Origin of the sequence: Streptococcus sp. IsoGale021 (assembly GCF_031142795.1) — a bacterium.
Lineage (GTDB): Bacteria > Bacillota > Bacilli > Lactobacillales > Streptococcaceae > Streptococcus > Streptococcus hominis.
Genome location: NZ_JAKZJH010000008.1, coordinates 59171 through 85352 on the forward strand (window position 1 = coordinate 59171; position 26182 = coordinate 85352).

Annotated in this window: 21 protein-coding genes and 1 pseudogene; 2 read left to right on the plus strand and 20 right to left on the minus strand. The window is 39.8% G+C overall.

Features of this window, described 5'->3' with window-relative positions; genetic code table 11:
• Positions 1–281: 281 nt before the first annotated feature.
• From RG565_RS06885 to truA, 10 genes are all read right to left on the minus strand, one after another.
• Positions 282–2261, minus strand: coding sequence for a peptide ABC transporter substrate-binding protein (locus RG565_RS06885; protein WP_247937062.1), 1980 nt, complete (start codon positions 2259–2261; stop codon positions 282–284).
• 197 nt (positions 2262–2458) lie between these two features.
• Positions 2459–4435, minus strand: a complete 1977-nt coding sequence (locus RG565_RS06890; RefSeq protein WP_151380012.1) for a peptide ABC transporter substrate-binding protein — start codon at positions 4433–4435, stop codon at positions 2459–2461.
• Positions 4436–4599: 164 nt separating this feature from the next.
• A complete protein-coding gene (locus RG565_RS06895) occupies positions 4600–5286 on the minus strand; it encodes a B3/4 domain-containing protein (protein WP_247937061.1) in 687 nt (228 codons plus the stop codon).
• A 162-nt stretch (positions 5287–5448) separates the two neighbouring features.
• The gene (locus tag RG565_RS06900; protein ID WP_059221467.1) at positions 5449–7059 is read right to left on the minus strand and encodes a CTP synthase; all 1611 of its coding nucleotides are present in this window, start codon (positions 7057–7059) and stop codon (positions 5449–5451) included.
• Between the two features lie 237 nt (positions 7060–7296).
• On the minus strand, positions 7297–7884 hold the full coding sequence (gene rpoE / locus RG565_RS06905; protein WP_247905915.1) for a DNA-directed RNA polymerase subunit delta: 588 nt from the start codon (positions 7882–7884) through the stop codon (positions 7297–7299).
• Between the two features lie 239 nt (positions 7885–8123).
• Positions 8124–9407 (minus strand): trigger factor, encoded by a 1284-nt coding sequence (gene tig / locus RG565_RS06910; RefSeq protein ID WP_151380013.1) that lies wholly within the window; start codon positions 9405–9407, stop codon positions 8124–8126.
• A 119-nt stretch (positions 9408–9526) separates the two neighbouring features.
• Positions 9527–10090, minus strand: a complete 564-nt coding sequence (locus tag RG565_RS06915) for a TIGR01440 family protein (RefSeq protein WP_004224107.1) — start codon at positions 10088–10090, stop codon at positions 9527–9529.
• Positions 10091–10187: 97 nt separating this feature from the next.
• Complete coding sequence (locus tag RG565_RS06920; RefSeq protein ID WP_004224110.1) at positions 10188–10655, minus strand: ECF transporter S component; 468 nt, start codon at positions 10653–10655, stop codon at positions 10188–10190.
• The gene (locus tag RG565_RS06925; RefSeq protein ID WP_247937060.1) at positions 10633–11406 is read right to left on the minus strand and encodes a bifunctional hydroxymethylpyrimidine kinase/phosphomethylpyrimidine kinase; all 774 of its coding nucleotides are present in this window, start codon (positions 11404–11406) and stop codon (positions 10633–10635) included. Before RG565_RS06925 ends, RG565_RS06920 begins: the two co-directional genes overlap by 23 nt.
• Positions 11396–12145, minus strand: a complete 750-nt coding sequence (gene truA / locus RG565_RS06930) for a tRNA pseudouridine(38-40) synthase TruA (RefSeq protein WP_247937059.1) — start codon at positions 12143–12145, stop codon at positions 11396–11398. The genes RG565_RS06925 and truA overlap by 11 nt, the downstream gene beginning before the upstream one ends.
• Before the next feature lie 110 nt (positions 12146–12255).
• Between truA and RG565_RS06935 the strand changes: the two genes are divergently transcribed.
• Positions 12256–12741: an NUDIX hydrolase gene (locus RG565_RS06935; RefSeq protein WP_004224118.1), complete on the plus strand. Its 486-nt coding sequence runs from the start codon at positions 12256–12258 to the stop codon at positions 12739–12741.
• A 31-nt stretch (positions 12742–12772) separates the two neighbouring features.
• Here RG565_RS06935 and dnaJ read toward each other — a convergent pair whose 3' ends face one another.
• The 10 genes and pseudogenes from dnaJ to RG565_RS06985 form a co-directional block, all read right to left on the minus strand.
• Positions 12773–13906, minus strand: coding sequence for a molecular chaperone DnaJ (gene dnaJ / locus RG565_RS06940; protein WP_003039670.1), 1134 nt, complete (start codon positions 13904–13906; stop codon positions 12773–12775).
• 454 nt (positions 13907–14360) lie between these two features.
• Positions 14361–16193 carry a molecular chaperone DnaK gene (gene dnaK / locus RG565_RS06945; protein ID WP_247937058.1) on the minus strand — a complete coding sequence of 611 codons (1833 nt, stop codon included), beginning with the start codon at positions 16191–16193 and terminating at the stop codon, positions 14361–14363.
• Between the two features lie 211 nt (positions 16194–16404).
• A complete protein-coding gene (gene grpE / locus RG565_RS06950; protein WP_004224126.1) occupies positions 16405–16935 on the minus strand; it encodes a nucleotide exchange factor GrpE in 531 nt (176 codons plus the stop codon).
• A gap of 60 nt (positions 16936–16995) precedes the next feature.
• The gene (gene hrcA, locus RG565_RS06955; protein ID WP_126407734.1) at positions 16996–18030 is read right to left on the minus strand and encodes a heat-inducible transcriptional repressor HrcA; all 1035 of its coding nucleotides are present in this window, start codon (positions 18028–18030) and stop codon (positions 16996–16998) included.
• A 266-nt stretch (positions 18031–18296) separates the two neighbouring features.
• The gene (locus tag RG565_RS06960) at positions 18297–18992 is read right to left on the minus strand and encodes a histidine phosphatase family protein (protein WP_247937057.1); all 696 of its coding nucleotides are present in this window, start codon (positions 18990–18992) and stop codon (positions 18297–18299) included.
• A 136-nt stretch (positions 18993–19128) separates the two neighbouring features.
• Positions 19129–19824: a histidine phosphatase family protein gene (locus RG565_RS06965; RefSeq protein WP_106083165.1), complete on the minus strand. Its 696-nt coding sequence runs from the start codon at positions 19822–19824 to the stop codon at positions 19129–19131.
• A gap of 46 nt (positions 19825–19870) precedes the next feature.
• The gene (locus tag RG565_RS06970; RefSeq protein WP_308937462.1) at positions 19871–21208 is read right to left on the minus strand and encodes a PFL family protein; all 1338 of its coding nucleotides are present in this window, start codon (positions 21206–21208) and stop codon (positions 19871–19873) included.
• 12 nt (positions 21209–21220) lie between these two features.
• Positions 21221–21487 carry an ACT domain-containing protein gene (locus tag RG565_RS06975; RefSeq protein ID WP_003026213.1) on the minus strand — a complete coding sequence of 89 codons (267 nt, stop codon included), beginning with the start codon at positions 21485–21487 and terminating at the stop codon, positions 21221–21223.
• 111 nt (positions 21488–21598) lie between these two features.
• Positions 21599–21767 (minus strand): annotated as a pseudogene (locus RG565_RS06980) (transcriptional regulator); the annotation flags it as partial.
• Positions 21768–22017: 250 nt separating this feature from the next.
• The gene (locus RG565_RS06985) at positions 22018–22332 is read right to left on the minus strand and encodes a TfoX/Sxy family protein (protein WP_247937055.1); all 315 of its coding nucleotides are present in this window, start codon (positions 22330–22332) and stop codon (positions 22018–22020) included.
• 637 nt (positions 22333–22969) lie between these two features.
• On the opposite strand from RG565_RS06985, the gene RG565_RS06990 reads away from it, so the two are divergent.
• Entirely contained in the window at positions 22970–26182 is a 3213-nt protein-coding gene (locus tag RG565_RS06990; RefSeq protein WP_247937054.1) for an LPXTG cell wall anchor domain-containing protein, read from the plus strand.

The following is a 26182-nucleotide window of genomic DNA, read 5'->3' on the forward strand; positions in this document are numbered from 1 at the left end:
TATTTTAATGATTCAGCATGAGTCACATCAGATATTCCACTTTAATAACTATGGTTAAGTTATTAAACATAACCTGTCAGCCAAGACCGAAGGAACTGATAGAGAAATGCCACGCGTCACGACAAATACCTATTTTCAATTTTAGAATACCTTCAATTTTTAAACTGATTGTTTAAAATTATATCACAATTCTGGTTAATTGTAAAATCAATTGTCAGAATATTTTTATCATAATTGAACTTTTTTTGTTTTTCTGTTAAATTTTATCTAATTTTTTTCAATTATTTAACATGATCTGCAAGTTCTTCTTGAGCCTTTTTATTAGATTCTGTGCGCTTTTTATTCCATTTTTCCATTGCTTTCTTGTATTGATTTTGAGTCACAGGCTCATCTTGGAGTTCAAGATATTTATATAGAATGATTTCACTATTCCCTTTGTTTCCTGACCAAGCAAATGGATTAGTAAATGGCACTGTACGAGAAAGAATTGGACGACCAGTCAAGGTTGTTGTCGGAATAACCAAAGCATTATCAGTCAACCAAGCTTGGGCTGCAGCATATTTTTCATAGCGTGCATTCGTATTAGTGGTTTCTTTTTCAGCTTCATTCAACAACTTTTCATATTCGTTCATACCAACTTGTGCTGCTGCAGCGTTATTCGTACCTGCATCAAATCCTAGATAAGTCTTAGTGTTTTCACCACTTGAAGGTTTGATGACATCAAGATAAGTAGATGGGTCTTGGAAGTCTGGACTCCAACCGACATTATCAGAAAGGTCCCAATCTTCTGCAGCTGCGGATTCGGCAAAGTAAGTGATATTATTCACGTCGTCTTTAGACATTTGTTGAATATCAATCACAACATTTTCTTTCCCAAGATTTTTTTCAATCGATTGTTTCAATGATTGCACACGTTGAACTTTATTAGTTGCTGTTTGGTCAACTGGCATATCAATGTGGATTGGGAATTGAACACCGTCTGCTTGAAGCGCTGCTTTCGCTTTCGCTAATTTTTCTTTAGCTTTAGTTGGATTGTAAAGACCATCTTGCGCATCATTTAAGTTGACATCTTTCCAACTTTCATCATAACCAACTAATTTTTCTTTGACCAATTCTCCAAAGCTCTTGTCATCTGTTTGAACAAATGTTGGCGGTACAAAGAGATTACGGAGCATCTTCGTCGCACCGTCTTTACCATTCACCTGTGATGCATAAGCTGTGCGGTCAAATGCAAAGGTAATCGCTTGACGGAAATCCTTGTTTAGCAAAGCTTTCTTAGTAGAAGTCTTTTGAACATCTGTTGTCTTTGAAGTATGTTTGTAAGATTGACGGTCAATGTTTGTAGCTACTAGGTAAGTCGTTGCATCTTGCGGAGTATAAACGATGTTATCTTTGTATTTCTTGCTGACAGAAGCATAACTTGGACTTGTTGGAAATACTTTGGCATTAGTAAATGAACCATCGCTAAATCCTTTAGCAAGTTTGTCCTGATCTTGACCATCATAGTAAGACAACTTGATGTTATCAATGTGCACATTTTTCTTATCCCAATAGTTTGGATTTTTCGCAAATTCGACAGATGATTTTGCTGTGATAGATTTTAGCAAGTATGGTCCATTATAAAGAAGACTAGATGGATCTGTTGCTTGTGCAAATTTATTGCCTTTTGATTTCAAAAATTCTGCATTAACTGGTGCTAGAACACCCATTGTTGTTTTTGAGTTCCAAAAACTTTCTGGTCGATTAAGAGTGTATTGAACCGTGTAATCATCGACTGCTTTGATACCGACAGAAGAGAAATCTTTATTTTCACCTTTCATGTAAGCATCCAAGCCTTTAACAGAATCTTGCACCAAGTAAATAGCATCAGATTTATTGTCTGCAGCATATTTTAAGCCCGTTACAAAGTCTTGTGCCTTAACTTCTGCATACTCTTCGCCTTCTGATGTGTACCATTTCACACCCTTACGAAGTGTATAAGTATAAGTCAAGCCATCTTTAGAGACGGTCCAATCCTTCGCCACAGAAGGAACTAGATTTCCATAACGGTCATTTTCCAAGAGTCCGTCAATAACATTGCTGGTAAGATTTGCAGTAGCTGCTTTCCCAGTTGTCAAATAGTTCAAATTATCTGGATCCTGCTCATAAACATATGAGAATGTTTTATTCCCAGAGCTTGTTTTAGAGCTAGAACAAGCTGCTAAAGTTCCTGTTGCAAGCAAGGCTAGCGCTGCAAGGGTAATAATTTTACTTTTTTTCATGAATATTCCTCCCCAAACCATTATTTCTATACATTCTAGCACACAAAAAGTGAAAAGTAAATAGAATTTTCTAAATTTTATGACATATTTTTCAGACCTAGTATCAAAGGAATTATATTAACCTTACAATTTTATAGATAGAAAAAAACAGGTTTTCCTCACCTTTTAGTGAGTTTCACCTGCTTTTATAGGTTGTATTATTTTACATGATCAGCTAATTTATCTTGAGCTTTTTTATTAGACTCGGCTTTTTCTTTTTGCCATTTCTTCTTAGCTGCTTCATAGTCTTTCTTAGTGACAGTATCGTTACCGACTTTAATGTATTTGAAGTAGGTTGAGCTACCTTTACTACCTGTTTGCGCAAATGCACCTGAGAACGGTTGAATGCGTGACACAAAAGTTCCGGCACCTGTTGAAGCCATTGTTGGTAAGACAAGTGAACTGTCTGTTAACCAAGCTTGTGCTGCTGCATATTTTTCATAACGTTTTGCAATGTCTGTTGTTTCTGCACCTGCTTCATCGACTAATTTATTATATTCGTCCAAGCCAACTGCTTTAGCACCAGCATTTTCACTACCAGAGTCAAATCCAAACCAAGTTTTCGTATTATCAGAAGATGTTGATTTCAAAATGTCAAGATAAGTAGATGGGTCTTGATAGTCAGGAGTCCAACCAACGATACCTGAGAGATCCCAATCTTCGCTAGCTGCATTCGGAGCATAATAAGTGATGTTCATTACATCATCTTCTGACATCATATTCAAGTCCATGACAACATTTTCTTTGCCAAGCACTTTTTCAATAGATTGTTTCATAGATTGCATACGAGCAACAAAGTTTTTAGAAGTTTCAATTACAGGAACATCTATGTGGATTGGGAATTGCACACCTTGAGCTTGCAATGCTTCTTTTGCTTTTGCAAATTTCGCTTTTGCTTTGTCTGGATTGTACAAACCGTTTTGTGAATCTGCTAATTTGACACCCTTCCAGTCATCACCATAGCTAGCTAATTTTTCTTCTACAACATCGCTAAATGATTTTTCTCCAACTTGGACAAAGTCAGACGGTACAAACATATTGCGGATTGCTTTAGCAGCGCCTTCTTTACCATTGACTTGTGCAGCGTAAGAGTCGCGGTCAAGCGCAAAGTTCAGCGCTTGACGGAAGTCTTTATTCAACAATGCTTTTTTCGTTGAATTTTTTTCTTCATCTGTTTTTTTAGCAGTGTGGTTGTACGTTTGACGGTCAATATTAAGTCCTAAAACTGCTGTTCCTGCACCAGCTTCTGATGTATAGATATTGTCTTTGAAGTCCTTTTCAAAAGTTGAAAAGTTTGAACTTGCTGGGAAGAGACGTGCATACGTATAAGCACCATCTTTAAAGTTACGTGCTAATGAATCTTGGTCTTGACCATCATAATAAGCCAACTTGATGCTATCAACATTTACTTTATCTTTATCCCAATAATGTTTGTTTTTAACATATTCTACCGCAGATTTTGCTGTGATAGCTTTCATCAAGAATGGTCCATTATAAAGGATTGAGTTAGGGTCTGTTGATTGGCCAAATTTATTTCCTTTAGATTTCAAAAATTCGGCATTGATTGGCCACATAATGGCAGAGGTTGTCTTAGAATTCCAATATGGTTCTGGCTTGTTCAATGTATACTGAACAGTATAATCATCAACTGCTTTCACACCTACCGTTGAAAAGTCTTTTGTTTGACCATTCACGTAAGCATCTAAACCTTTAATTGAGTTTTGAACCAAATAAAGCGCCTCAGATTTTTTATCGGCAGCATGTTTCAAACCAGTTACAAAGTCTTGCGCTTTAACTTCTGCGTATTCTTCCCCTTCTGATGTGTACCATTTGGCACCCTTACGAAGTTTATAAGTATAGGTTAAACCATCTTTTGATACAGTCCATGACTTAGCCATTGATGGTACAAGATTTCCATATTTGTCATTTTCTAACAATCCGTCAACTCCATTTGTCACAAGATCGCTAGTGGTTGCTTTTCCTGATGTTACATAATCCAAAGTTTCTGGATCACTAGAATACACATAACCAAATTTTGTTTCAGCTGAGCTCGATTTCGAACCCGAGCAAGCAGCTAAAAGACCAGACGTTAAAAGAGCTAGCCCCGCAACTGCGATGATTTTACTTTTTTTCATAGTTACCTCCGAAAAGTATGATATATTCTAATTATACTATATCTTCATAAAAAGTAAAGAATTTTCAAACAAATCTTTTACTAAAAAATGTGATTGTATTCCAAATGCTTTCAAACAACGGACTCACTTCTCGTATCCTATTGATGGATGCATTGCTTTTTAGGTTATTTCCCCTCTGGGTGAATGACATACGTTTCAAAATCCAGATTCGGCATACATTCTGCCAAATCGTTCTCAATGCGCTCCAGTGCTTCTAAACGCATTTCCACAGATGTATAAGCATTTCCTTGAATGATAAAAATAGCATTCTTTGTCTCGTCATCAAATTTATAGTTTTCTCCGTCACGAACATCTAGCCATGCTAAAATTCCTTTTTGATCACGATAAACATAATCAGTCTGTGAAACGTGTTTTTCCGTAGATAAAATCGGTAGAAAAACATCTTCTTTTTGACTAACCGTAAATTCAATTTGCCCCGCTATTTTATCCAAATCATGCCCACCAATGGCTAATAAAGAATGTAAAGATTCAACATTATAAATATCAATAATACTATTAATATTCGGGATGGATCCACGATGTCGAATATTCCGAATAAGCGCCAAAACGGTAGGAGGATTCTTCTTGACACTACGTCCGACACTTTGCAATAAATCCTTGTAGCCTTGAATGACTGGAGTATCAGACACCTCATCGATATCGCAATTCAATGCCCACTTTTCCATCTCTTTTTGCTTTTTCAAAAATGAAGCAGGTAAAGGTGCACGTGGATCTACATTTTTAGCGATGCCAATAACCACATTTTTAATCCCAAGCATTGCGAGACTTTCATTCAGTATAAACTTCATCATGATCCACCTCCGTTTTATTATTTATTGAGCTCATCAACTATTCAAATTGTATCATTTTTAGGAGAAAATTTCTTACTTTAGTTTTAAAATGCTGTCTTTCATCCATATTGACAAATTTTTCTCCTATGAGAAATGCTAAAAAGACTGGAATTGCTTCCAATCTTATTTCTCACTATTTTCAACTGCTGCTGTGACAAAAGCGGTATAAAGTCCTTCTGGACGATTAGGACGGCTAGATAATTCTGGGTGGTATTGACAAGCCACAAAGAATTTATTTTCTGGCATTTCAACAATTTCCACCAGACGATTATCAGGTGAAACTCCTGAGAATACAAAACCAGCATCTTCAAATTGTTGACGGAATTCATTGTTAAATTCGTAACGGTGACGGTGACGACGCTGAACAACTTCTTGATTGTCATAAGCTGCAGCCGCTTTGGAACCGCGTTTCAACTTAGACGGATAAAGTCCTAAACGAAGCGTCCCTCCCATATCTTCTACATCAATCTGATCCCGCATCAAATCTATAACAGGATGTTTCGTATCTGGATTTAGTTCTGAAGAATTAGCATCATCAAATCCCAGCACATGGCGAGCAAATTCAACACAAGTCAACTGCATACCAAGACAAATTCCAAGCATTGGCACATCATTTTCACGAGCATATTGAATCGTCGCAATCTTTCCTTCGGTCCCACGATGACCAAAGCCACCCGGCACAATGATACCGTCTGCATCTTTCAGTAATTCGGCGACATTTTCAGTTGTGACATCATTCGCATTGACCCAATTCAGCTTGATTTCCGCATCGTTGGCATAACCAGAGTGCTTGAGAGCTTCTACAACAGAGATGTACGCATCTGGTAGTTCCACATATTTTCCAACTAGTGCAATTTTTACTTGTTTCTTCAAGTTCATGACTTTATCAACCATAGCAGACCACTCTGTCATATCTGCTTCTGGCACGTCCAACTTCAAGTGATCACAAACGATTTGATCCATGTTTTGTGCTTGCAAGTTCAGCGGAATTTGATACAAATGTTCCACATCTAGCGACTCAATCACTGCTTCTGGTGCTACATCACAAAACTGTGCCAATTTATTCTTAATATTTTGACCGGCTGGCTTTTCGGTGCGAATGACCAGCATATTCGGTTGAATACCCAGACCACGCAATTCTTTTACAGAGTGTTGAGTTGGCTTGGTTTTCATTTCCCCAGCTGCCTTAAGATATGGAAGCAAGGTCGTGTGAATATACATTACATTATCTGCACCGACATCTGCCTTCATTTGACGAAGCGCTTCTAAGAATGGCAAGCTTTCAATATCTCCAACAGTTCCTCCCACTTCTGTGATAATCACATCAGAATCTGTTGTCGTTGCAGCACGCTTAATTTTTTCTTTTAAAGCATCTGTAATGTGTGGAATGACTTGAACTGTTGCTCCAAGGTACTCACCTTTACGCTCTTTTCGAAGAACTTCACTATAAATCTTACCTGTTGTGACATTTGAATATTTATTTAGGTTAATATCAATAAAGCGTTCATAGTGCCCCAGATCCAAGTCTGTCTCTGCACCGTCGTCCGTCACAAACACTTCCCCGTGTTGGTAAGGACTCATCGTTCCTGGGTCAATATTGATATATGGGTCAAACTTTTGAATAGTCACCTTAAGGCCACGGTTTTTCAAGAGACGACCAAGACTTGCTGCCACAATCCCTTTACCGATCGAACTAACTACACCACCTGTAACAAAAATATATTTTGTTGCCATAAATTCTCCTTCTCTAAGATACAAAACCCATTTAGAAAACACATGAAAATGGGGAACGATCATTCACAAATCAATCTTTCCTTTTTTCGATGCTTTTAGGCATGTTCACTTCTAAATAGTAAAAACAAAAACAGCTCCCTAGAGCTAGGGAGCCTTTGACTTCTTTAAAAGAAGTGCCCGATATTATAATATCGCAGAATAGATTTTTTGTCAAATCAGAAAATGCTCTAAACTGAACTATTCTTCATCTTCTGGATCCACCTCATCATCTGAGTAATCCTCATCCTCTTCATTGAGTTCGACTTCTTCACCTAAATCATCAGGTGCAATTTCATTGATTTCCGCATCATACGCCTCAACTTCACTCTTTTCATCGTCTGGATTGTCCTCGTCATAGTTAAGGGCAGGGTCTGCTTCGTATGAATCTTCATCTTCTGGATCATCATCATTGTAATCAATGGCGTTTTCATCTCCGTCCATAAAGGCATTCACACGTTTTTTCTTCCGTTTCTTCGGAGTTTCTTCATCGTCTTCTTCAAGTGTAATAATTTCTTCATCCACCTCGTCAATCGCATACCATGAACGCAAGCCCCATTTGTTATCTCCAAGAGGAATGAAACTGCCGTCTACATTTAGCTCTGTATAAAAAAGTGGCAAGGCTTCACGAATATCACTATTTGATTTTTCAAGGTAATTTTGAATTTCATTGACAAGATCGTTAAAATACATTTCATGATGACGACCACGTGTTTCTAAGATAGCACGCGCTACTTCAATCATAGAAAGTTCACTCTTTTCTTGTCCAGCAAATACTTCTAATTCCAAAGTCGATCTCCTTTTAAGTCTGAGGGCTTCTGCCCTGTTTGCTCTCAAAAATTCAATAAATTAAATTTTTCGCTACTTTTTATTGTACGATAAAAATCTTCTTTCGTCAAAAGAATTTTATCTTCTATTCAAGAAAATCACCATTTTTACCAAAATGACTTTCATTTTTTCTATTAAAAAGAAGTAAAAAGGCAATTCAGCCGAATTTCCGACTGAACTTGCCTTATGTTATCGTTCGATTATTTTACTTTTGCAGTACTTGTAATCAATTCAACGGCTTTTTTAATCACAATATCATGTTTCAACATATCTGCTGAAAGAAGTTGACGAACGCGTTCTACTTCCATATTGTAATCAGCGGCAAGAGAAGCAATTTCTGCTTCAATATCTTCATCACTTGCTTCAAATCCTTCTGCTTTCGCAACAGCTTCAATCACAAGGTTTGTCTTAGTACGTTTTTCAGCGTCAGCTTCATGTTGTTTGTGAAGATCTTCTTGCGTTGTACCAGTGATTTGGAAATACATATCTGGTGAAATACCTTGACGTTGCATGTTTCCAAGGAATTCATTCACAGAGCGATGAACTTCTTCGTGAACCATTTCTTCTGGCAACTCAACGATTTCTGCATTTTCTACTGCAAGATCAAGTGCTGCAGATTCGACTGCGTCATCAAAAGCAATTTCTTTTGATTCAGCTAATTCTTTGCGGTATTTTTCTTTTAATTCATCCAGTGTTTCAACATCTTCATCAATGTCTTTCGCTAGTTCATCATCTAGTTCTGGAACTTCTTTTTCTTTGACTTCATGAATGGTTGTAACAAACTTAGCATCTTTACCTGCAAGGTCTGTTGCTTGATAGTCTTCTGGGAATGTCACGTTTACTTCTACTGTTTCGCCAGCAGCATGTCCAACCAATTGATCCTCAAAACCTGGAATGAATCGACCGCTTCCGAGTTCAAGTGAGAAGTTATCTCCTTTACCACCGTCAAATTCAACACCGTCAACTGTTCCAACAAAGTCAATCACAACTGTGTCGCCATTAGCAGCCTTGTCTTCTTTCAATACAAGCTCTGCTAAATTGTTGCGCTCACGTTCAATTCTTGCGTCTACATCTGCGTCAGATACTTCTTTAGAGACATCAACAGATACTTCTAGATTTTTATATTCACCTAATTTTACTTCAGGTTTTGTAACTACTTCAGCGGTAATGGTCCAATCTTGACCTTTTTCCATAGAAGCCACGTCAAATTGTGGTTGGGCAACAACTTCAATTTCTGCTTCTTTAACTGCAGCTTCATAAGCAGCTGGGAGAAGGGCGTTCAGTGTGTCTTGGTAAAGAGCTTCTTCCCCAAATTTTTGGTTAAACACCGGACGAGGAAGATGACCTTTACGGAAACCTGGTACATTCAGAGTTTTCTTAACTGAGTTAAACACGCGATCCAATTCTGGCTTGATTTGTTCTTGACTGATTGTAAATGTCAAAACTCCGCGATTTGTTTCTTTGTTTTCAAATGATACAGACATTCTGTCATTTCTCCTTAAAATTTATTGAATACAATCAATTATACCATAAATACACGTTAATTCACAAATTTTCTAATGAAATTTTAATGATTTTTCCGTCCATTTGCTGATTTTGCTCTTTATGCTTTCCGAATTTTATCCTTTTGGTAAGCAGCACGTGCTCCACCGATTAGCTTAGGGCGGCTAGCGAGCGCAGTCACATGCGCTTCTCCCAATTCTCTCAAAATTGGTCGAACTGGGATTTGAACGTGTTTAACATGCATACCAATCGCCGTATCTCCGATATCTAGCCCCGCTTGAGCCATGATAAATTCCACCTCAACTGGATCGTTCATATATTTAAAAGCAGCTAACTGCCCGCTTCCACCGGCATGCAGAGTGGGCAAGACATTGACAATTTCTAGATTTCGTTTTTGAGCCAACTCTCGCTCCACAACCAAGGCTCGATTAACATGTTCGCAGCCTTGAACAGCTAAGTAAAGATCACGCTCGGATAACATATCCAATATGGTTTTGACAATGACTTCTCCCACTTCTTGGCTGGAATTTTTTCCAATATGCCCTCCAATCACCTCACTGGAAGAAAGTCCAAGCACAAAAATATCACCAGCAGAAAGAACTGATTTTTCTAAAACATCTGCTAAAATTGTTTGTGTTTGTTCTTTAAGTTTTTGTAAATCCATGATTTCACCTCGTTTTAATTGTATTATAAATGATTTTTATTGCTTTTACAAACTGAAATTCTTAAAAGTAAAAAGGGCACAATGCCCCTTATTTACTTTATTTTTTCGAAACATCTGCCAACAATTTATTCAAGATAGCTCCGACAATCATTCCCAAGGTATTTTGGCAGAAGTTAGGAAATATTTCTGGAAAAGCTGCTCCCCAACCATGCATGATTGTGGAAGCAACAGCATACCCCCCTACCATAACAAGCGTCGCCAATACTAAACCAAGATAACGACTTTTCCCTTTAAAACCCGCAAAATAACCTTGTAGACCATGAAAAATCATGCTAAAAAACATCCACTGCGGATAACCCGAAATCAAATCAATAAGAAATCCGGCTAAACCACCAACAATTGCTCCTTCTTTTCTGCCAAAATAAAAGGCGGCAAAGAAAATTCCTGTATCAAGAAAAGTTAAAATTCCCGTTGGCGTTGGAATTTTTAAATAATATCCCAAAACAACTGTCAAAGCAGCAATCATAGATAAAAGGACAAGTTTATGCGTCTGATTCTTTTTCATATTGAACAACTCCATATTGATCTGAATGTTGGATAGCTCGGTAAACAAATTCTTTTGAATTTTGAACCGCTTCAAAAGTTGACTTCCCTAATAATAGCTGACCGGCAATGCTTGAAGCAAAGGTACAGCCCGCACCAGTATTATTCTTGTCTAAAACAGGTGATTCTAAAATTTGAAACCGCTCGCCATCATAAAAAACATCTATCGCTTTTTGAGCATCTAAGCGATTTCCTCCTTTGATAACAACGGATTTAGCGCCCAAGGAATGAAGAAGCTTAGCCGCTTCTTTTACATCTTCTAATGTTCGCAATTCTTTTTGAGTCAAGAGTTCGGCTTCTGGCAAATTAGGCGTGATAATACTTGCATAAGGGAAAAATTTAATCAGTTCATCTCGAAGCGCTGAAACCTCCACATCATGGCTTTCCTTGCAAACTAAGACAGGGTCTAACACAACAGGAGTCTCTGCATGAGCTTTCACAAAATCCAAAGCCAAATCTGCCACTTCTACATTGGGCAAAAGCCCCAATTTAATAGCTGAGAAAGGGACATCCTTGAGAGAGTTGAGCTGCTGAGCAAAGACGGTCGTGTCTACAGGAATAATCTCAAAACCTTGCTCCGTCATGGCGGTCAAGCAAGTCACCGCCACAAAACCATGTAGTTGGTTGACCGTGTAAGTCGCTAAATCAGCATGCAGTCCGCCACCACTAAAAATATCATTCCCTGAAATTGCCAGAATAAGATTATTCTTCATATCGTATCTCCTTTAGATAAAGTCCGTTTGGCGCTGCAGTCGGTCCAGCCAAATGACGATCTTTCTCTGTTAAAATTCTATCAATCTGCTCAACTGGCATTCGACCGTTGCCGATCTTCAGCAATGTTCCGACCATATTGCGGATTTGCTTATATAAAAATCCATTGCCGGAAAAAGTAAACATCAAAAAGTTGCGTTTTTCATCAAATACCAGCCTCGCTTTTGTAATCGTCCGTATTTTATTTTCCACGCTAGTTCCTGACGCTGTAAAACCTGTAAAATCGTGAGTTCCTTCTAACTTTTCAATAGCTTCTTCAATCAAACTCAAATCAAGCGGATAAGGGTAATGGGTTGCATAATAGCGCATCATAGGATTTTTAGGACGCCCGATATCCACTATAAATTCATAGGTCTTGCTGTGTTTACAATATCTTGAATGAAAAGCTTCATTAACTTCTTCTACGCTAATAAAATCAATGTCTTCTGGTGTCTGCGTATCAAGTGCGAAACGTAGTTTTTCTCCATCTCTTTTTTGTGGTAAATCAAAATGAATAACTTGTCCTAGCGCATGAACACCGCTGTCTGTACGTCCTGCACCATGGATTACGACCGATGCCCCACTATTGATTTTGGTTAAAGTCTTTTCAATCTCTTCTTGAACGCTACGAGCATGAAGTTGCCGCTGAAAACCAGCAAAGCCATGACCGTCGTAAGAAATAATCGCTTTATATCGTGTCATGTGTTTATTGTAACAAGAAAAAAAGCCCCTCGCAAGACTGTAAAAACAAAACTGTCCGGGGACAGGTTTTCATTGAAAATATGCTACACTAGAATACGGAGGAAAGATAAATGACTGATATTACTTTTTGCAAAAAGAAATCTCGATTTCGTTACAAAGCTGCTGCCGTCATTATTGAAGAAGGCGCGCTTGCTTTTATGACCAATCCAAACGAGGATTATTTTTATCCTTTAGGTGGAGCTGTTCAGCTAGGAGAAACTTCAGAAGAAGCTATTCTTCGAGAAATTAAGGAAGAAACTGGACAGGACTACGAAATCGATCGATTGCTGTTCATTCACGAAAATTTTTTCCAACAAAATTCTGGCAAGTTAGCTGGTCTGAATTGCCATGAAATTTCCTTTTATTACTTGATGAAGTCAAAAGGCCAGCAGTTCCCAAGCTTCTCTCCTCGTGAAACAGTTGAATGGATTCCACTAGATCGAATGGATGAGTATCAAGCCTACCCAAATTTTCTAGCAAAACTTGTTTCCACACAACCAACTGGTATCAAGCGCGTCATCACCAAAGATGAAAAACACACAATTTTATCCTTATAATATAAAAGAGCAGCGTCAAACTGCTCTTTTCTTATTGCTCAAAGGCATCTTTCATTTTATCAAAGAAACCTTTTTTCTTCGGATTGACTTTCATATCACCAGCTTCTGCGAACTCTTTCAACGCTGCTTTTTGTTTGTCGTTAAGTCCTGTCGGTGTTACAACATTGACTGTGACATACTGGTCTCCCATGCTGCCGCCACGAAGGCTCGGTGCTCCCTTTCCACGCAGGCGGAAGCGTTTGCCGGTTTGTGTTCCTTCTGGAATGGTTAATTCCACATCACCGTGAACGGTTGGTATTTCCACGCTGTCACCTAAAGCTGCTTGAACAAAGTTGAGGTTCAGTTTGTAATAAATGGTCGATCCATCCCGCTCAAACTTATCACTTGATTCCACCTGAACGACGACATATAGATCTCCGTACGGTCCACCGTTGAAACCGGCCTCACCTTGACCAGACAAGCGAACTTGTTGACCAGTTTCAACACCTGCAGGGATTTTTACATGAACGCTATGAGCTTGTTTTTCATGCCCTGTTCCATGACAGGTTTGACAAGGATCTTTGATTTCTTGTCCGCGTCCATGGCAGACATCACATGTCACCTGACGGCGCATCATGCCAAGTGGAGTTTGCGTGTCCACATTGATGACACCAGATCCGTGACAGCGACTACAAGTTATTGGGCTAGTTCCTGGTTTCGCACCAGAGCCATGACAAGTATGGCAAGTCGCCTCACGATTGTATTTAATTTCTTTATCTGTACCAAAAATCGCTTCTTCAAACTTAAGGTTGACCCGATATTGAAGATCATCTCCTTGACGAGGTGCGTTGGGATTGCGACTTGCACCACCTCCACCAAAGAAGCTAGAGAAAATATCTTCAAAGCCACCAAAGCTAGAACCGTCAAAGCCTCCGAAACCGCCAGCTCCGCCACCGAAGCCTCCGTTAGCTCCCGCAGCACCATATTGGTCATAGGCTGCCCGTTTTTGCTCATCACTCAAGGTTTCATAAGCTTCTTGGACTTCTTTGTATTTCTCTTCAGCACCCGGTTCTTTATTGATGTCTGGATGATATTTTTTTGATAATTTCCGATAGGCTTTCTTAATCTCATCCTGAGATGCGTTTTTTGAAACGCCTAAACGGTCATAAAATTCTGTATTGTTCATATAAGATACTAAGAGCGAACAGAAAGCGACTGAAATTTAGGAAACCGACAAGAAATCCTGATTTCTTAAGAGGTTTATCTAATTTCCGAGCTTTCCGCTCGTGTTCAATTTCATGAACACTCTTTGTTCCTTTCTGTTATTGTTACGAAATGAACCAATATTTATGTCGGGTTCAGTTCCTCTTTATCCAAAAACAGAGGTTGGTTTATCAACCCCTGAATTTATCTGTTACAAATCGGCTACAAGTAAGATTGAGCAAGCACTAAATTATAATCCGCAATCGTTCTTGCCAAGATGTGACAAAGGAGGTTTCAGGATTTTCCTAAAGCACTCCTGTCTCATCGTTACGACGGGAGAAAGCAAAGACGATTTTTTCTTTGTTTTCGATCTAGTAAGCCGCTTAGCTTGACCGCCTTATAGCGGCAAGCGTTAGCAGATGAACTGCTTTGGCGTCTTATTTCTCCGTAAACTCACCGTCTACGACATCATCACCTTTGTTGTCGCCTGTATTTGTTTGACTTGCTCCTTCTGCTCCTGCTTGAGCTTGTTGGGCTGCAGCCGCTTGTTCGTAAAGTTTCACAGCGAGGGCTTGCGCTTTTTCATTGAGTGCTTCAAGTTTTGCTTTCATGTCATCCAAGTTGTTATCTTCTTGGGCTTTTTTCAATTCATCAAGAGCAGCTTGAGCAGCGTCACGTTCTGCATCAAAACCTTTGCCTTCTGTTTCTTTGATTGTCTTTTCAGTTGCAAAGATAGCTTGATCCACTTCGTTGCGGAGATCCACTTCTTCTTTACGTTTTTTATCTGCTTCGGCGTTTGCTTCTGCATCTTTCATCATGCGGTCAATTTCTTCGTCTGTCAAACCGGAGTTCGATTGAATAACGATGTGTTGTTCTTTTTGCGTACCAAGGTCTTTAGCCTTAACAGACACGATACCGTTTTTGTCAATATCAAAGGTTACTTCGATTTGAGGGATACCACGAGGTGCAGCAGGAATGTCTGTCAATTGGAAGCGTCCAAGTGTCTTGTTGTCTGCAGCCATTGGACGTTCACCTTGAAGAACATGGATATCAACGGCTGGTTGGTTGTCTGCTGCTGTAGAGAAGACTTGTGACTTAGAAGTTGGGATAGTTGTGTTGCGGTCAATAAGTTTTGTAAATACACCACCCATAGTTTCGATACCAAGTGACAACGGTGTTACGTCCAAAAGGACAACGTCTTTAACATCACCAGTAATCACACCACCTTGGATAGCAGCACCCATAGCAACCACTTCGTCAGGGTTTACAGATTTGTTTGGTTCTTTACCAGTTTCAGCTTTTACTGCTTCCACAACGGCTGGGATACGTGTTGAACCACCAACAAGAATAACTTCATCAATTTCTGACAAGCTAAGACCAGCGTCAGACAATGCACGACGAACAGGTTCTTTTGTGCGATCCACAAGGTCACGAGTCAAGTCATCAAATTTTGCACGAGTCAAAGTCATTTCTAAGTGGAGTGGTCCAGCTTCTCCCGCAGTGATGAATGGCAAGCTAATTTGAGTAGAAGTTACACCAGAAAGGTCTTTCTTAGCTTTTTCAGCCGCATCCTTCAAACGTTGAAGAGCCATCTTGTCAGTTGACAAATCAATACCGTTTTCTTTCTTGAACTCTGCTACCATATAGTCGATAATCTTTTGGTCAAAGTCATCACCACCGAGTTTATTGTCCCCTGCAGTTGCTAGCACATCAAAGACACCGTCGCCTAATTCAAGGATTGACACGTCAAATGTACCACCACCAAGGTCAAATACAAGGATTTTTTCTTCTTTATCTGTCTTGTCCAAACCATAAGCAAGGGCTGCTGCTGTTGGTTCGTTGACAATACGTTCTACTTCAAGACCAGCAATTTTACCAGCATCTTTAGTTGCTTGACGTTGGGCATCGTTGAAGTAAGCAGGAACTGTGATAACTGCTTTGGTTACTTTTTCACCAAGGTAATCTTCAGCATAGCCTTTCAAGTATTGCAGAATCATAGCTGAGATTTCTTGCGGAGTGTATTCTTTGCCGTTAGCAGCTACTTTTTCAGATGTTCCCATTTTTGACTTGATGGAAATGATTGTATCTGGGTTTGTCACCGCTTGACGTTTTGCTGCGTCACCAACGATGATTTCACCGTTTTTGAAAGACACAACTGACGGTGTTGTACGGTTACCTTCTGGATTTGCAATAATTTTGCTTTCAGTTCCTTCAAGAACTGCAACTGCTGAATTTGTTGTACCTAAGTCAATACCAATAATTTTACTCATTATTTTTCCCTCTTTATTTTAGAATTTCTTTTTTGATACTCTTCTTAAGTGGCGGCGTCATCAGAGCTTGATTAAGTCAATCTCTTTATTAAAGTTTGCGCAGAGAGACCACGGTGAAGAGTGTCGCTAATTGTTCGCTTCGCTCACGGTTTAGCAGAGCGAAAATATATTTTCTTTCTTCATAGTTTACCGTCGTTTCGGACGAGATTTTTTATTCTGCTACTACTACCATAGCTGGTCTTAGGAGACGTTCATGGAGTTTGTAGCCCTTTTGAAAGACTTGTGCGATGCTTCCAGCTGGGTGATCATCATCTGCCGGCACCGTCTGAATAGCCATATGGAAGTTGTGATCAAACTCACCGTCTATCGGAACCTCTTCAATTCCTTCATCTTTAAGAGCGGCAATCAAACTTTCCTGTACCATTTCTAGCCCTTTTCGGACATCATCAGTCAATCCTTCAACTGCCAAGGCACGTTCTAAGTTGTCCAGCGAAGGAAGGATTGCTTTCCCTAAGTCTTGGCTACGATATTTCTGCAATTGTTGACGTTCTTCATTTGCTCGGCGCTGAATATTTTGCATTTCAGCAGCTGCACGAAGATATTTGTTTTCAAATTCGTCTGCGCGCTCATTCGCCAAGTCCAATTCAGACTTTTCAGGAGCTACCTCTGTTGTTTCTTCAGACGTTTCTTCTACTGAAACGTCCTCTTTTTTTACTTCTTCTTGCTGTTTTTCTTCTGCCACTAGGCACCTCCTTATGATCTTTTGATTATTTTTCTATCTATAGCTATCAGCTTTGTCGCCTTAATGCACTTCATAATGATTGCTACTCAGATATCTATAAAAATCTGTGAGCTTCATCGTTAAAACGCGATTGACAACATTGAGTTGACTGACAACTCGCTGATAATCTAAATTGACTGGTCCAATGACCGCTAGCATGCCAAATCCCCGGTAAGGAATGAGAAATTTGCTAGAGATGAGCGTCAAATTCGCCAGACTACTTTCTCTGCTATCCGCCACGCGCACCGTCTGCATTTGATCTTCAGCTAAACTATCTCGAATTTCAAAAGCCACTTTTTGCGGTTGGTCAAAGAATTGATAACTCTTTAGATCTGAAAAATTTAGCAACTTCACCTTACCAGATACAATGACATTTTCTTTGAAAATATCACTAAAGATATGCTCGAAAAGATCCATAACATTATCGGTCGTTGTAAAATAACGCTGAATAATTTGTGGAATCTCTGTCCGAATCTTATAGTGAATATCAAGAACTGTCTGTCCTAAGAAACGCTCTTGTATCAATTCTTTCAGCTGAATCAAATCACCTCGCAAGAAATTACGGGGAATCATGAACTGGCTGGTAATCGTATTGGATTCATCCAAAGTAAAGACTGCTAAAGCTGTATGCTGGCTGAGAATCACAATGTCAAAAGCTGTCAAGCGTTGTTGACTCGGTTCTACATCAAGTGCTACCACCGTACATCCACTTAGCGTTGAAAGAACGTCTGCTGCTTGTTGAAGAACATCCTCTAGTTTGAAGAATTCACGGTCAAATGCCTTGATTACTTCATAGAGTTCATTTTCAGCAAGACGATCAAAGGAAAGGGAATGTTTGACAAAGTATTGAAAACCTGCAACACTAGGCTTACGTCCACTTGATGTGTGCGCTTTTTCCAAAAGCCCCTGCTTTTCAAGAACAGCCATATCATTACGAATCGTCGCGCTACTAGACTGGATTGATTCTTGTAGGGCTTTGGATCCGACTGGCTCATGGGTCTTTGTAAAGATGTCAATGATCAAGTTTAAAATCTCATTCTGACGTTCCGTTACCATAACATCACCCCTTTCAGCTTTCAGCTGGAATATGAGATTTTCTTTTTAGCACTCTAAACACCCGAGTGCTAACTTATGATTCTATTATACACGGTTCATTTTTAAAGTCAAGACAAAAACTCAAAAAATTAGCACTCTTTTAAAAAGAGTGCTAAAAATCAGTCTGAGGACCTACAAAATATCTTATAGAAGATGTTATAAATCTTAAACTTTCCTCAATGTTAAATAAAACCGTAGCAAATTCACACGAATTGCACTACTAAAAACTACTCTTGCTCACCGTCATCCAGTATTTTCTTGCCAACCTCACGATAAGACATATCTCCAATGCAGTCAACTGTAAACTGACCATTCTCGTATTCAATGACGGTCACACTACCATTGTCTAAACCATGTGGTCTTGTTCGGTCAATGAGGTACACAAATGTTCCAATGGTCATACCATGGCTAACAATCAGTGCATTGCCTCCATCAGCAGCTTCGATTTCCTTGGCAATATCTGAAAATCCTTCCCAAATACGGCTGCTCAATTTTTCCCAACTCTCAGCCCAACCAGCTGTATCAACTTCTACCAGGCCTTCAGCCAGCTCAGGGTAACTCAATTGATGAACATGCTCTACATTGAAAACACGGGGCATCACTCCCATAAACAATTCACCATCGTAAGCTCCATCGAAACTACCAAAACACCATTCACGAATTCGCTTATCTGTGCGATAAGGAATGCGCCCTGTCAAGTCAAGTTCTTCTAAAATAATCCCCATGGTTTGAATTGTCCGCCCGCTATCGCTAGAAAAAGCTTTTTTGAATGGAAGTCCTGACTCGCGAAGCCCAATTCCTAGCTCACGAATGCCACGTTCTCCTGCAGCAGTCAAAGGCGTATCAGACCAGCCTTGTGCCCGACCGATTGTATTAAACATGGTCTTCCCATGGCGAACAATGTATAATCTTGTTTTTGCCATATTTTACCTCCGTTTTTCTTACTATATTATATCATTTTTTTGCAGAAAGTCGTTTGAGAGATAAAAGAAAAATCAGGAGTAAGATGAAAGCCACAATTCGTGAAAATCAACTTTTCTCACATTCCCGTTTTTGCGATTATTTCTGCCCTTCCAATATCTTAGCACCTACTTGGCGATAAGACATGTCTCCTAACGCTTGAATGGTGAATTTCCCATTTTCATACTCCACGACCGTTACACTGCCATTTTGTACGCCAGGATTTAAAATAATAGACGGATCAATCAAACAAGTAAAGGCACCGATTGTCATGCTGTGGCTGACGACAAGAGCATTGCCCCCACCAGTAGCTTCTACCTCTTGCGCAATAGCTGTGAAACCATCTAGAATACGTCCACTCAGCTTTTCCCAAGGTTCTGCCCAGCCAGCTGTATCCACTTCGACTAGACCGTCTGCTAATTCCTGCAAGGTTAGTTTCTTATAGTCTTCAACATCCAGCACTCGTGGAATCACGCCATGAAACAGATCGCCACCATAAGCACCGTCGAAACTGCCAAAACACCATTCGCGGATTCGCTTGTCAAAGGTATAAGGAATTTTGCCTGTTAAACCGAGCTCTTCAAGGACAATCCCCATGGTCTGAATTGTCCGCCCAGAATCGCTGGAAAAAGCTCTTGTAAATGTAAGTCCTGATTCTCGCAAACCAATTCCTAATTCATGGATGCCACGTTCCCCTTCAGCCGTAAGCGGCGTATCACTCCAACCTTGCGCCCGACCAATTGTATTAAACATCGTTTTTCCATGACGAATAATGTATAATTTCGTTTTTGCCATTTCAATCTCCTTTTCAAAAGAAAAGGCCTGTCATGCAGACCTTATTTTAATTTTTAAAACTATGAATCGGTGCTGGAATTTGTCCACCACGCGCAATAAAATCAGCTGATGAAGCTTTATTGACTCTCATCACTGGCGCAGTCCCTAAAAGACCTCCAAACTCAATCATGTCGCCTTCTTTTCCTTTAGGAATAATCCGTACCGCTGTTGTTTTCTGATTGATAACCCCAATAGCGGCTTCGTCTGCAATCATAGCTGCAATCGTTTCAGAAGGCGTGTCTGATGGAATGGCAATCATATCCAATCCAACCGAGCAAATCGCGGTCATGGCTTCTAATTTTTCTAAATTGAGAGATCCGTTTTGAACCGCTGCAATCATACCTTCGTCTTCTGAAACTGGAATGAAAGCACCAGATAAACCGCCAACTTGATTACAAGCCATAACACCGCCTTTTTTCACTTGGTCATTGAGTAGAGCCAAGGCTGCCGTTGTGCCATGCGTACCGACTGTTTCCAAGCCCATTTCTTCCAGAACACGGGCAACAGAGTCGCCAACAGCAGGTGTTGGCGCCAAGCTTAAATCAACAATCCCGAATTTAACACCCAGCCGCTCACTAGCCATCTGTCCGACAAGCTGACCGATCCGAGTGATTTTAAAGGCTGTTTTCTTGACTGTTTCCGCCACTACATCAAAACTTTCGCCACGAACTTTTTCAAGGGCACGTTTGACGACACCAGGACCAGAAACGCCTACATTGATGACGACATCAGCTTCGCCAACGCCATGAAAAGCACCTGCCATAAAAGGATTATCCTCGATCGCATTGGCAAAAACAACTAATTTCGCTGCCCCCATGTCAGAAAGTTCTGCAGTTTCTTTGATAACACGTCCCATATCTGCAACCGCCGTCATGTTAATCCCAGACTTGGTGGACCCAATATTAACAGATGAGCAAACCTTATCAGTCTCCGCTAAAGCTCGCGGAATGGAACGGATAAGGATTTCATCTCCTTTTTGATAACCCTTTTGCACCAGAGCAGAAAAACCACCGATAAAATCGACACCGATTTCTTTTGCTGCTCGATCCAGCGCTTTTGCTAGAGGCACATAGTCATCACTATCTGTCGCAGCGCCAATCAAGGAAATCGGGGTCACCGATACACGTTTGTTGACAATGGGAATGCCCAGCTCCGCAGCTATTTCATCACCAACTGCCACCAAATCTTGAGCTTTCGTGGTGATTTTTTGATAGATTTTTTCCGCTGCTCGCTCAATATCCGTATCAATACAGTCGAGAAGTGAAATTCCCATGGTAATCGTCCGAATATCAAAATTCTGCTCCTCAATCATGGAAATGGTTTCAGTAACTTGCTTTATATCCATTTTTCACCTCTATTAGATATTGTACATAGCGTCAAAAATCGCTGCACTTTGAATGTTAATTTTGACATTAAGTGTATTGCCAAAGGCTTCAAATTCATTGCGCAGTTCTGTAAAATCTTTCTTTTCTTCACTAGAAACGACTGCCATCATAGTGAAGAATTCATCTAAAACAGTCTGCGAAATGTCATCAATATTCAACCCAAGCTCTGCAATTTTGCTCGAAACTCCTGCCACAATCCCCGTTCTATCTTTGCCAACAACCGTAATAATCGCTTTCATTTTTTTACTCCAATCAACATCCTTTTTCCTATTGTAGCATAAGTAAAGGAAATTTGCATAAACCGAAAGAGAAAAATACGACTTTTGCCCTTAAGCTCTGCTTAATCGTTATCAATTGATTGTTGATTCTTTCCAATGAATACTACAATCCAGCACTTGTTGTTTGTCTTCTTGATGACGCCCCTCAATCTGGTCAATCAAAATCTTGGTTGCCCGCTGGCCTTCTTCAAAAGCTGGTTGGCCTTGTCGTGATACTCGGCGAAGATAAGCTCGTCATCTCGATCAACGGACTGAACGAAAACTCGTTCACTTCATCCGAGGGTCAGACAGGCTACCCGAAAACTGGTTTACTCTGCCCTAAAGCGTTTTGTCAAGTATCTTTTTGATTTATTGATGCTTTTTCTTTTGACCTCATCCCCATTTTGAGCAAGAAAAACAGTAAACCATTTTTTTGATTTACTGTTTTGTAATTTGCTATATTATTGTTTTTATTTAATTATTTAATTTCAACAAACTGAAGTTTGTCAATCTCATTTGGCTTTCTTAGGTTTCTTCTCGGGCAGTTCCGTATACATTCCTCCCAGTAATCCTACAATCAAATTCGCATCCTCAAATTTTTCGAATACGTGCATCAGAGTCTTTGACCCTTCATACGGATAACGCAGTTCTGAATCTGCAAGAAGTCTGTCCGATGTCGGCGTTCTCTTTAAAAACAGTTCATTATTACAAATGTCACCTATCAGCTTACCATTAAAATATACAAGGTATCCGCCCATCATGGATTTTATGGTAATATCACCAACTGTAGAAAAACATTCACGTACATATTCGTTAAATTCATTCACTATGATTCCTCCCACAAATTCTAATTTATTTACGCCGCTTCACTATTACTTCTTTATTGATTGCTGTCAACTCTATAACCGAGAGTCATACCATACTATTTTTTCACATATTGAATTTCTCATAATATCCCACCTTCCTAAAATCTTTAATATATATAGTATTATACCACTTTTAAGACAATTTCCCCATCGTCAAATTTCCTACTCGCTCCCAGAAATCGATACAAAGACAATCTACTTTTTCTTCATTCTTTTTAAAATGTATAATCTTTAACTACTTATCTTGAAAGATTTCCTTGCTATCAGGGGCAAAGAATATTTCAGTTGCAAAAGTCTTACCTCTAACTTTCTTCGTTAGAACATTGTCAGACTTTCGAGGTGAAGTTTATTCTTTGATCGTCTTTAGTGTGTGCTTTGAGATTTTCTGCCATTCAATTCCCACCAAAATTCATTACATATCTATTTATTTTGATATATTTCTATTTTTTGTCTACACTTTTGATTGAAACCGTTTACACTTTCTGGTATACTATCTTTGTATACTTCAAATAAATAAGGGGAGAAAAATAACAGAGAATAACTAAGAGCTATTTTCGTTATTTTTTGCTGCCCTCAAATTTCATAAAGGAGGTTTCTTATGAAAAATTCATATAAGAAACGATTGTACACAAATGTTCTCAGCTTGTCAGCTGCCGTTCTTGTTGCAGTTTTAACGCAAGGAAATGCTGCTGCAGATACGCAAGATAGCACGGAGACACAGCCTATTGCTAACAAGACAGAAACGGTAGTCCCTGCCGAAAAGTCAAGTGCGAAAACAAACGCAACAGAAGCGACAGCAACGCCAGATTCTTCACCAGCTGAAGCTCAGCCTCCCACAACAACCAATCAAGAAGAAGCACAAAAATCAGAAAGCGCTCCTTCAATAGACAGTTCGACTTCTACTACAAACGAATCCGAAACAGTGACTCCTGCAACACCTGCAAAACCAGAAACACGAGCAGCTGGAACAGAAGAAAAGAAGGTTCAATTAGCTGATAGTACAGTCCATATGTCTGAAAAAGCTACCATTACTGAGACTGTACAGGAACAAGGAGCCGCTGCTGGCAAGGTGACTTGGAAATTAGATAATAAGCCAATCGCTGAATGGAAAACTTGGAATATGGAAAAAGGAGACTTTTCAGGAGATTCCTTTGTCACCATTGAGGAAACAACCAATGGCTCTGACCTCAAACTTTCTCTCAAATTCAATGAATTATTTGGAAAGGATTTAAGTCTTCGGACACCAAACAATATCCGAAGAACCTATCGGCAATTCATCGGAAATCATGAGCTCGTTGGAACAGATGAAGAATCCGGTCTGACGATTCGAAAAACACTTGTTTTCCGACCATATGAAAACTTCCATACTCACGAAGAAATGTTAGCTGCTATCGAAAAAAGTCGACAAGAAGCTAAAAATGATCGGCTTGTTCAAATTGAAGACATTGGTACCAGCGCTCAAGGACGGAAAATTAAGTTAGGCATTATCAGTTCTGATCAAAAAAGCATTGATGATTACCTCAACTCAACCAATAAAATGGCGCTAACCAAACCTGCTGAAATGTTAGCAGCCCTCAAAGACGGCAAATTAGACTACAAACTTCCTATCCTCATCAACAACACACATGCTGATGAGCAACCTGCTATTGATATTATTACCGGCTTGTTCAACTCTTTCGCAACCCAAGACCAAATCAGCTTTAAAACGACTCAAGCAGATGGAACACAAAAAATCGTAACCCTCTCCGTTAAAGACCTTCTCAAGAAATTCATCTTCCTCTTTGATTTCACAGAAAATCCTGACGGAGATGTTGCCAATACCCGTGCCCTAGCTAACGGAATCGATCCAAACCGCGATACTAGCTATCAGGCCAACCCAGAAACCCGGACTGTTGCTGGACTCATCAACAAATGGAATCCAATTGCACTTTACGACATCCACGGCTTTGTCAGGGACTTCCTGATTGAGCCAGCTACTCCACCGCACGATCCAAACTTTGAATATGACCTTTTGTCAAAAAATATGTTGGAAAATGCCCACCACATGGGCCGTGCTGGTGTTGCCAATTCCAAGTATGACCACTACATCATTCCGAAGTTAGACTGGGGCGATGGCTGGGATGACTCTTTCTCTGGCTACACTGGTGTTTATGCTATGTACCACGGAATATTAGGACATACCGTTGAAATCCCTGAGGGCAATCAAGAATCCTATAAAGCTGGTTATCACGCTGTCCTTGGAGGTATCTCTTACCTGTCCCAAGATCCTGATAAACTCATGGAAATGCGCCTCAACTTCTATCTCCGTGGTATCAACAAGGTTGAAGATCCAAAAGCTGAAAATGAATTAGTTGGACCAGATGGTAAAGTGGTCGGTCGTATCAAACATGGACAAAAGAAATTCTTCCCCGATTATTATGTGATTCCAATGGGACTTGATAAGAGCAATGACTCCCAACAGGCCTATAATATGATTGAATACTTCAAGAGAAACGGCGTTGTCGTTCAAGAATTGAAGGAAGACACTGGCGGTTATAAGAAGGGTGATTTGGTTGTTGATATGGCACAAGCTAAACGTGGCTATGCCAACCATATCCTCTACAAGGGCTCCAACGAATCTGCTTGGGCCGCTATGTATGCAGAATTGCTGGTTAATTTCCCAGATATGAGGGGATTCAAAGCAGTAGCAGTCTTTAAAGAAAAACTCTTTGACGGTAAACTCGGTGAAGTAACTGCTCTTCGTGCTACTCGGACTAGCGAAATTGACCACAAAGCACCATATTATGTCATTGCCAATACTTCAGAAAGTGCCGTTCGCGCTGTCAATCGTGCAATCCGAGACGGTAAGAAAGTTTATTTGACAGACGATGGCTACATCGTGGATACACCTACTTTTGCCAACCTGCTGAAAAACTATGCAATCTATGGAGATGCCCTTTATAAAACTCCTCAAGGGCAAACCTTAAAAGCTCTAAAAGTTTATGCACCGCCTCATCAATACTATTGGGCTGGTGTGGATACTCCTGCTCATACCGCTCTTGCTTTGAAGAATTTAGGATTTGACATTGTCAATACTCCTGAAGAAGCTGATGTGATTGTTCTAGAAAGTGACAACTTTGACAAGTCTCTCCTTGGTCTGAAACCAACCATTGTAGTTGGTGGAACTGCTATGCAACGCCTTGAAGAACTCGGTGTAGTTGATGGCTTTGACGCAGAACAACTCAAAAATGGTGGTGATTATGAAGGCTTGATGAAAGCGATCATTGATGACAAAGATCCGTTGACTAGTGGTTACAATAAGAATGATCTTTTCTATTCTAACTCTGGAAATTGGATTGCTAAAGTACCTGCAAATTTCAAGACATTAGCTTCGATTGCTGGCAGTGATTATTATATCGCTGGTTGGTGGCCAGGTAATGAACAGTTAGCCAATAAAATTGTAGCTATTTCTGGTAGCTACAAAGAACAACCACTCTTTATTTATGCTGGCAACCCAACAAACCGTCTTCACACGATTCATTTCTACCGTTGGGTATCCAATGCTATCTTTGGCAGTCAATTAGCTCAACTGAAAGATCTTGAGAAAGAACAAAAACCTTCTACTGAAGTTGTTGAAATCATCAATCAAAAACCTCAGGCTGGTCAAGCTACAACCCTACGCTACACTCCTCAACCTCAAATCATGAACGCTACTCGAAAAGCTCAACTTCCACAAACAGGAAGCAAAGAAAATCAAAGCAGCTTGGTTATTGCTAGCATGTTCATTCTTGTCAGTGGCTACTTGCTCCATTTAAAGAAAAAAGAAGAATAG

What these genes read in the sequence shown, in the direction of transcription:
- RG565_RS06895 (WP_247937061.1), bottom strand. Translation starts at nt 5,286, where the DNA reads ATGATGAAGTTTATACTGAATGAAAGTCTCGCAATGCTTGGGATTAAA.
- RG565_RS06920 (WP_004224110.1), bottom strand. Translation starts at nt 10,655, where the DNA reads ATGAAAAAGAATCAGACGCATAAACTTGTCCTTTTATCTATGATTGCT.
- RG565_RS06900 (WP_059221467.1), bottom strand. Translation starts at nt 7,059, where the DNA reads ATGGCAACAAAATATATTTTTGTTACAGGTGGTGTAGTTAGTTCGATC.
- RG565_RS06960 (WP_247937057.1), bottom strand. Translation starts at nt 18,992, where the DNA reads ATGGCAAAAACAAGATTATACATTGTTCGCCATGGGAAGACCATGTTT.
- dnaJ (WP_003039670.1), bottom strand. Translation starts at nt 13,906, where the DNA reads ATGAACAATACAGAATTTTATGACCGTTTAGGCGTTTCAAAAAACGCA.
- RG565_RS06890 (WP_151380012.1), bottom strand. Translation starts at nt 4,435, where the DNA reads ATGAAAAAAAGTAAAATCATCGCAGTTGCGGGGCTAGCTCTTTTAACG.
- RG565_RS06885 (WP_247937062.1), bottom strand. Translation starts at nt 2,261, where the DNA reads ATGAAAAAAAGTAAAATTATTACCCTTGCAGCGCTAGCCTTGCTTGCA.
- RG565_RS06915 (WP_004224107.1), bottom strand. Translation starts at nt 10,090, where the DNA reads ATGGATTTACAAAAACTTAAAGAACAAACACAAACAATTTTAGCAGAT.
- truA (WP_247937059.1), bottom strand. Translation starts at nt 12,145, where the DNA reads ATGACACGATATAAAGCGATTATTTCTTACGACGGTCATGGCTTTGCT.
- RG565_RS06970 (WP_308937462.1), bottom strand. Translation starts at nt 21,208, where the DNA reads ATGGATATAAAGCAAGTTACTGAAACCATTTCCATGATTGAGGAGCAG.
- RG565_RS06925 (WP_247937060.1), bottom strand. Translation starts at nt 11,406, where the DNA reads ATGAAGAATAATCTTATTCTGGCAATTTCAGGGAATGATATTTTTAGT.
- RG565_RS06990 (WP_247937054.1), top strand. Translation starts at nt 22,970, where the DNA reads ATGAAAAATTCATATAAGAAACGATTGTACACAAATGTTCTCAGCTTG.
- RG565_RS06935 (WP_004224118.1), top strand. Translation starts at nt 12,256, where the DNA reads ATGACTGATATTACTTTTTGCAAAAAGAAATCTCGATTTCGTTACAAA.
- RG565_RS06975 (WP_003026213.1), bottom strand. Translation starts at nt 21,487, where the DNA reads ATGAAAGCGATTATTACGGTTGTTGGCAAAGATAGAACGGGGATTGTG.
- RG565_RS06965 (WP_106083165.1), bottom strand. Translation starts at nt 19,824, where the DNA reads ATGGCAAAAACGAAATTATACATTATTCGTCATGGAAAAACGATGTTT.
- dnaK (WP_247937058.1), bottom strand. Translation starts at nt 16,193, where the DNA reads ATGAGTAAAATTATTGGTATTGACTTAGGTACAACAAATTCAGCAGTT.
- hrcA (WP_126407734.1), bottom strand. Translation starts at nt 18,030, where the DNA reads ATGGTAACGGAACGTCAGAATGAGATTTTAAACTTGATCATTGACATC.
- tig (WP_151380013.1), bottom strand. Translation starts at nt 9,407, where the DNA reads ATGTCTGTATCATTTGAAAACAAAGAAACAAATCGCGGAGTTTTGACA.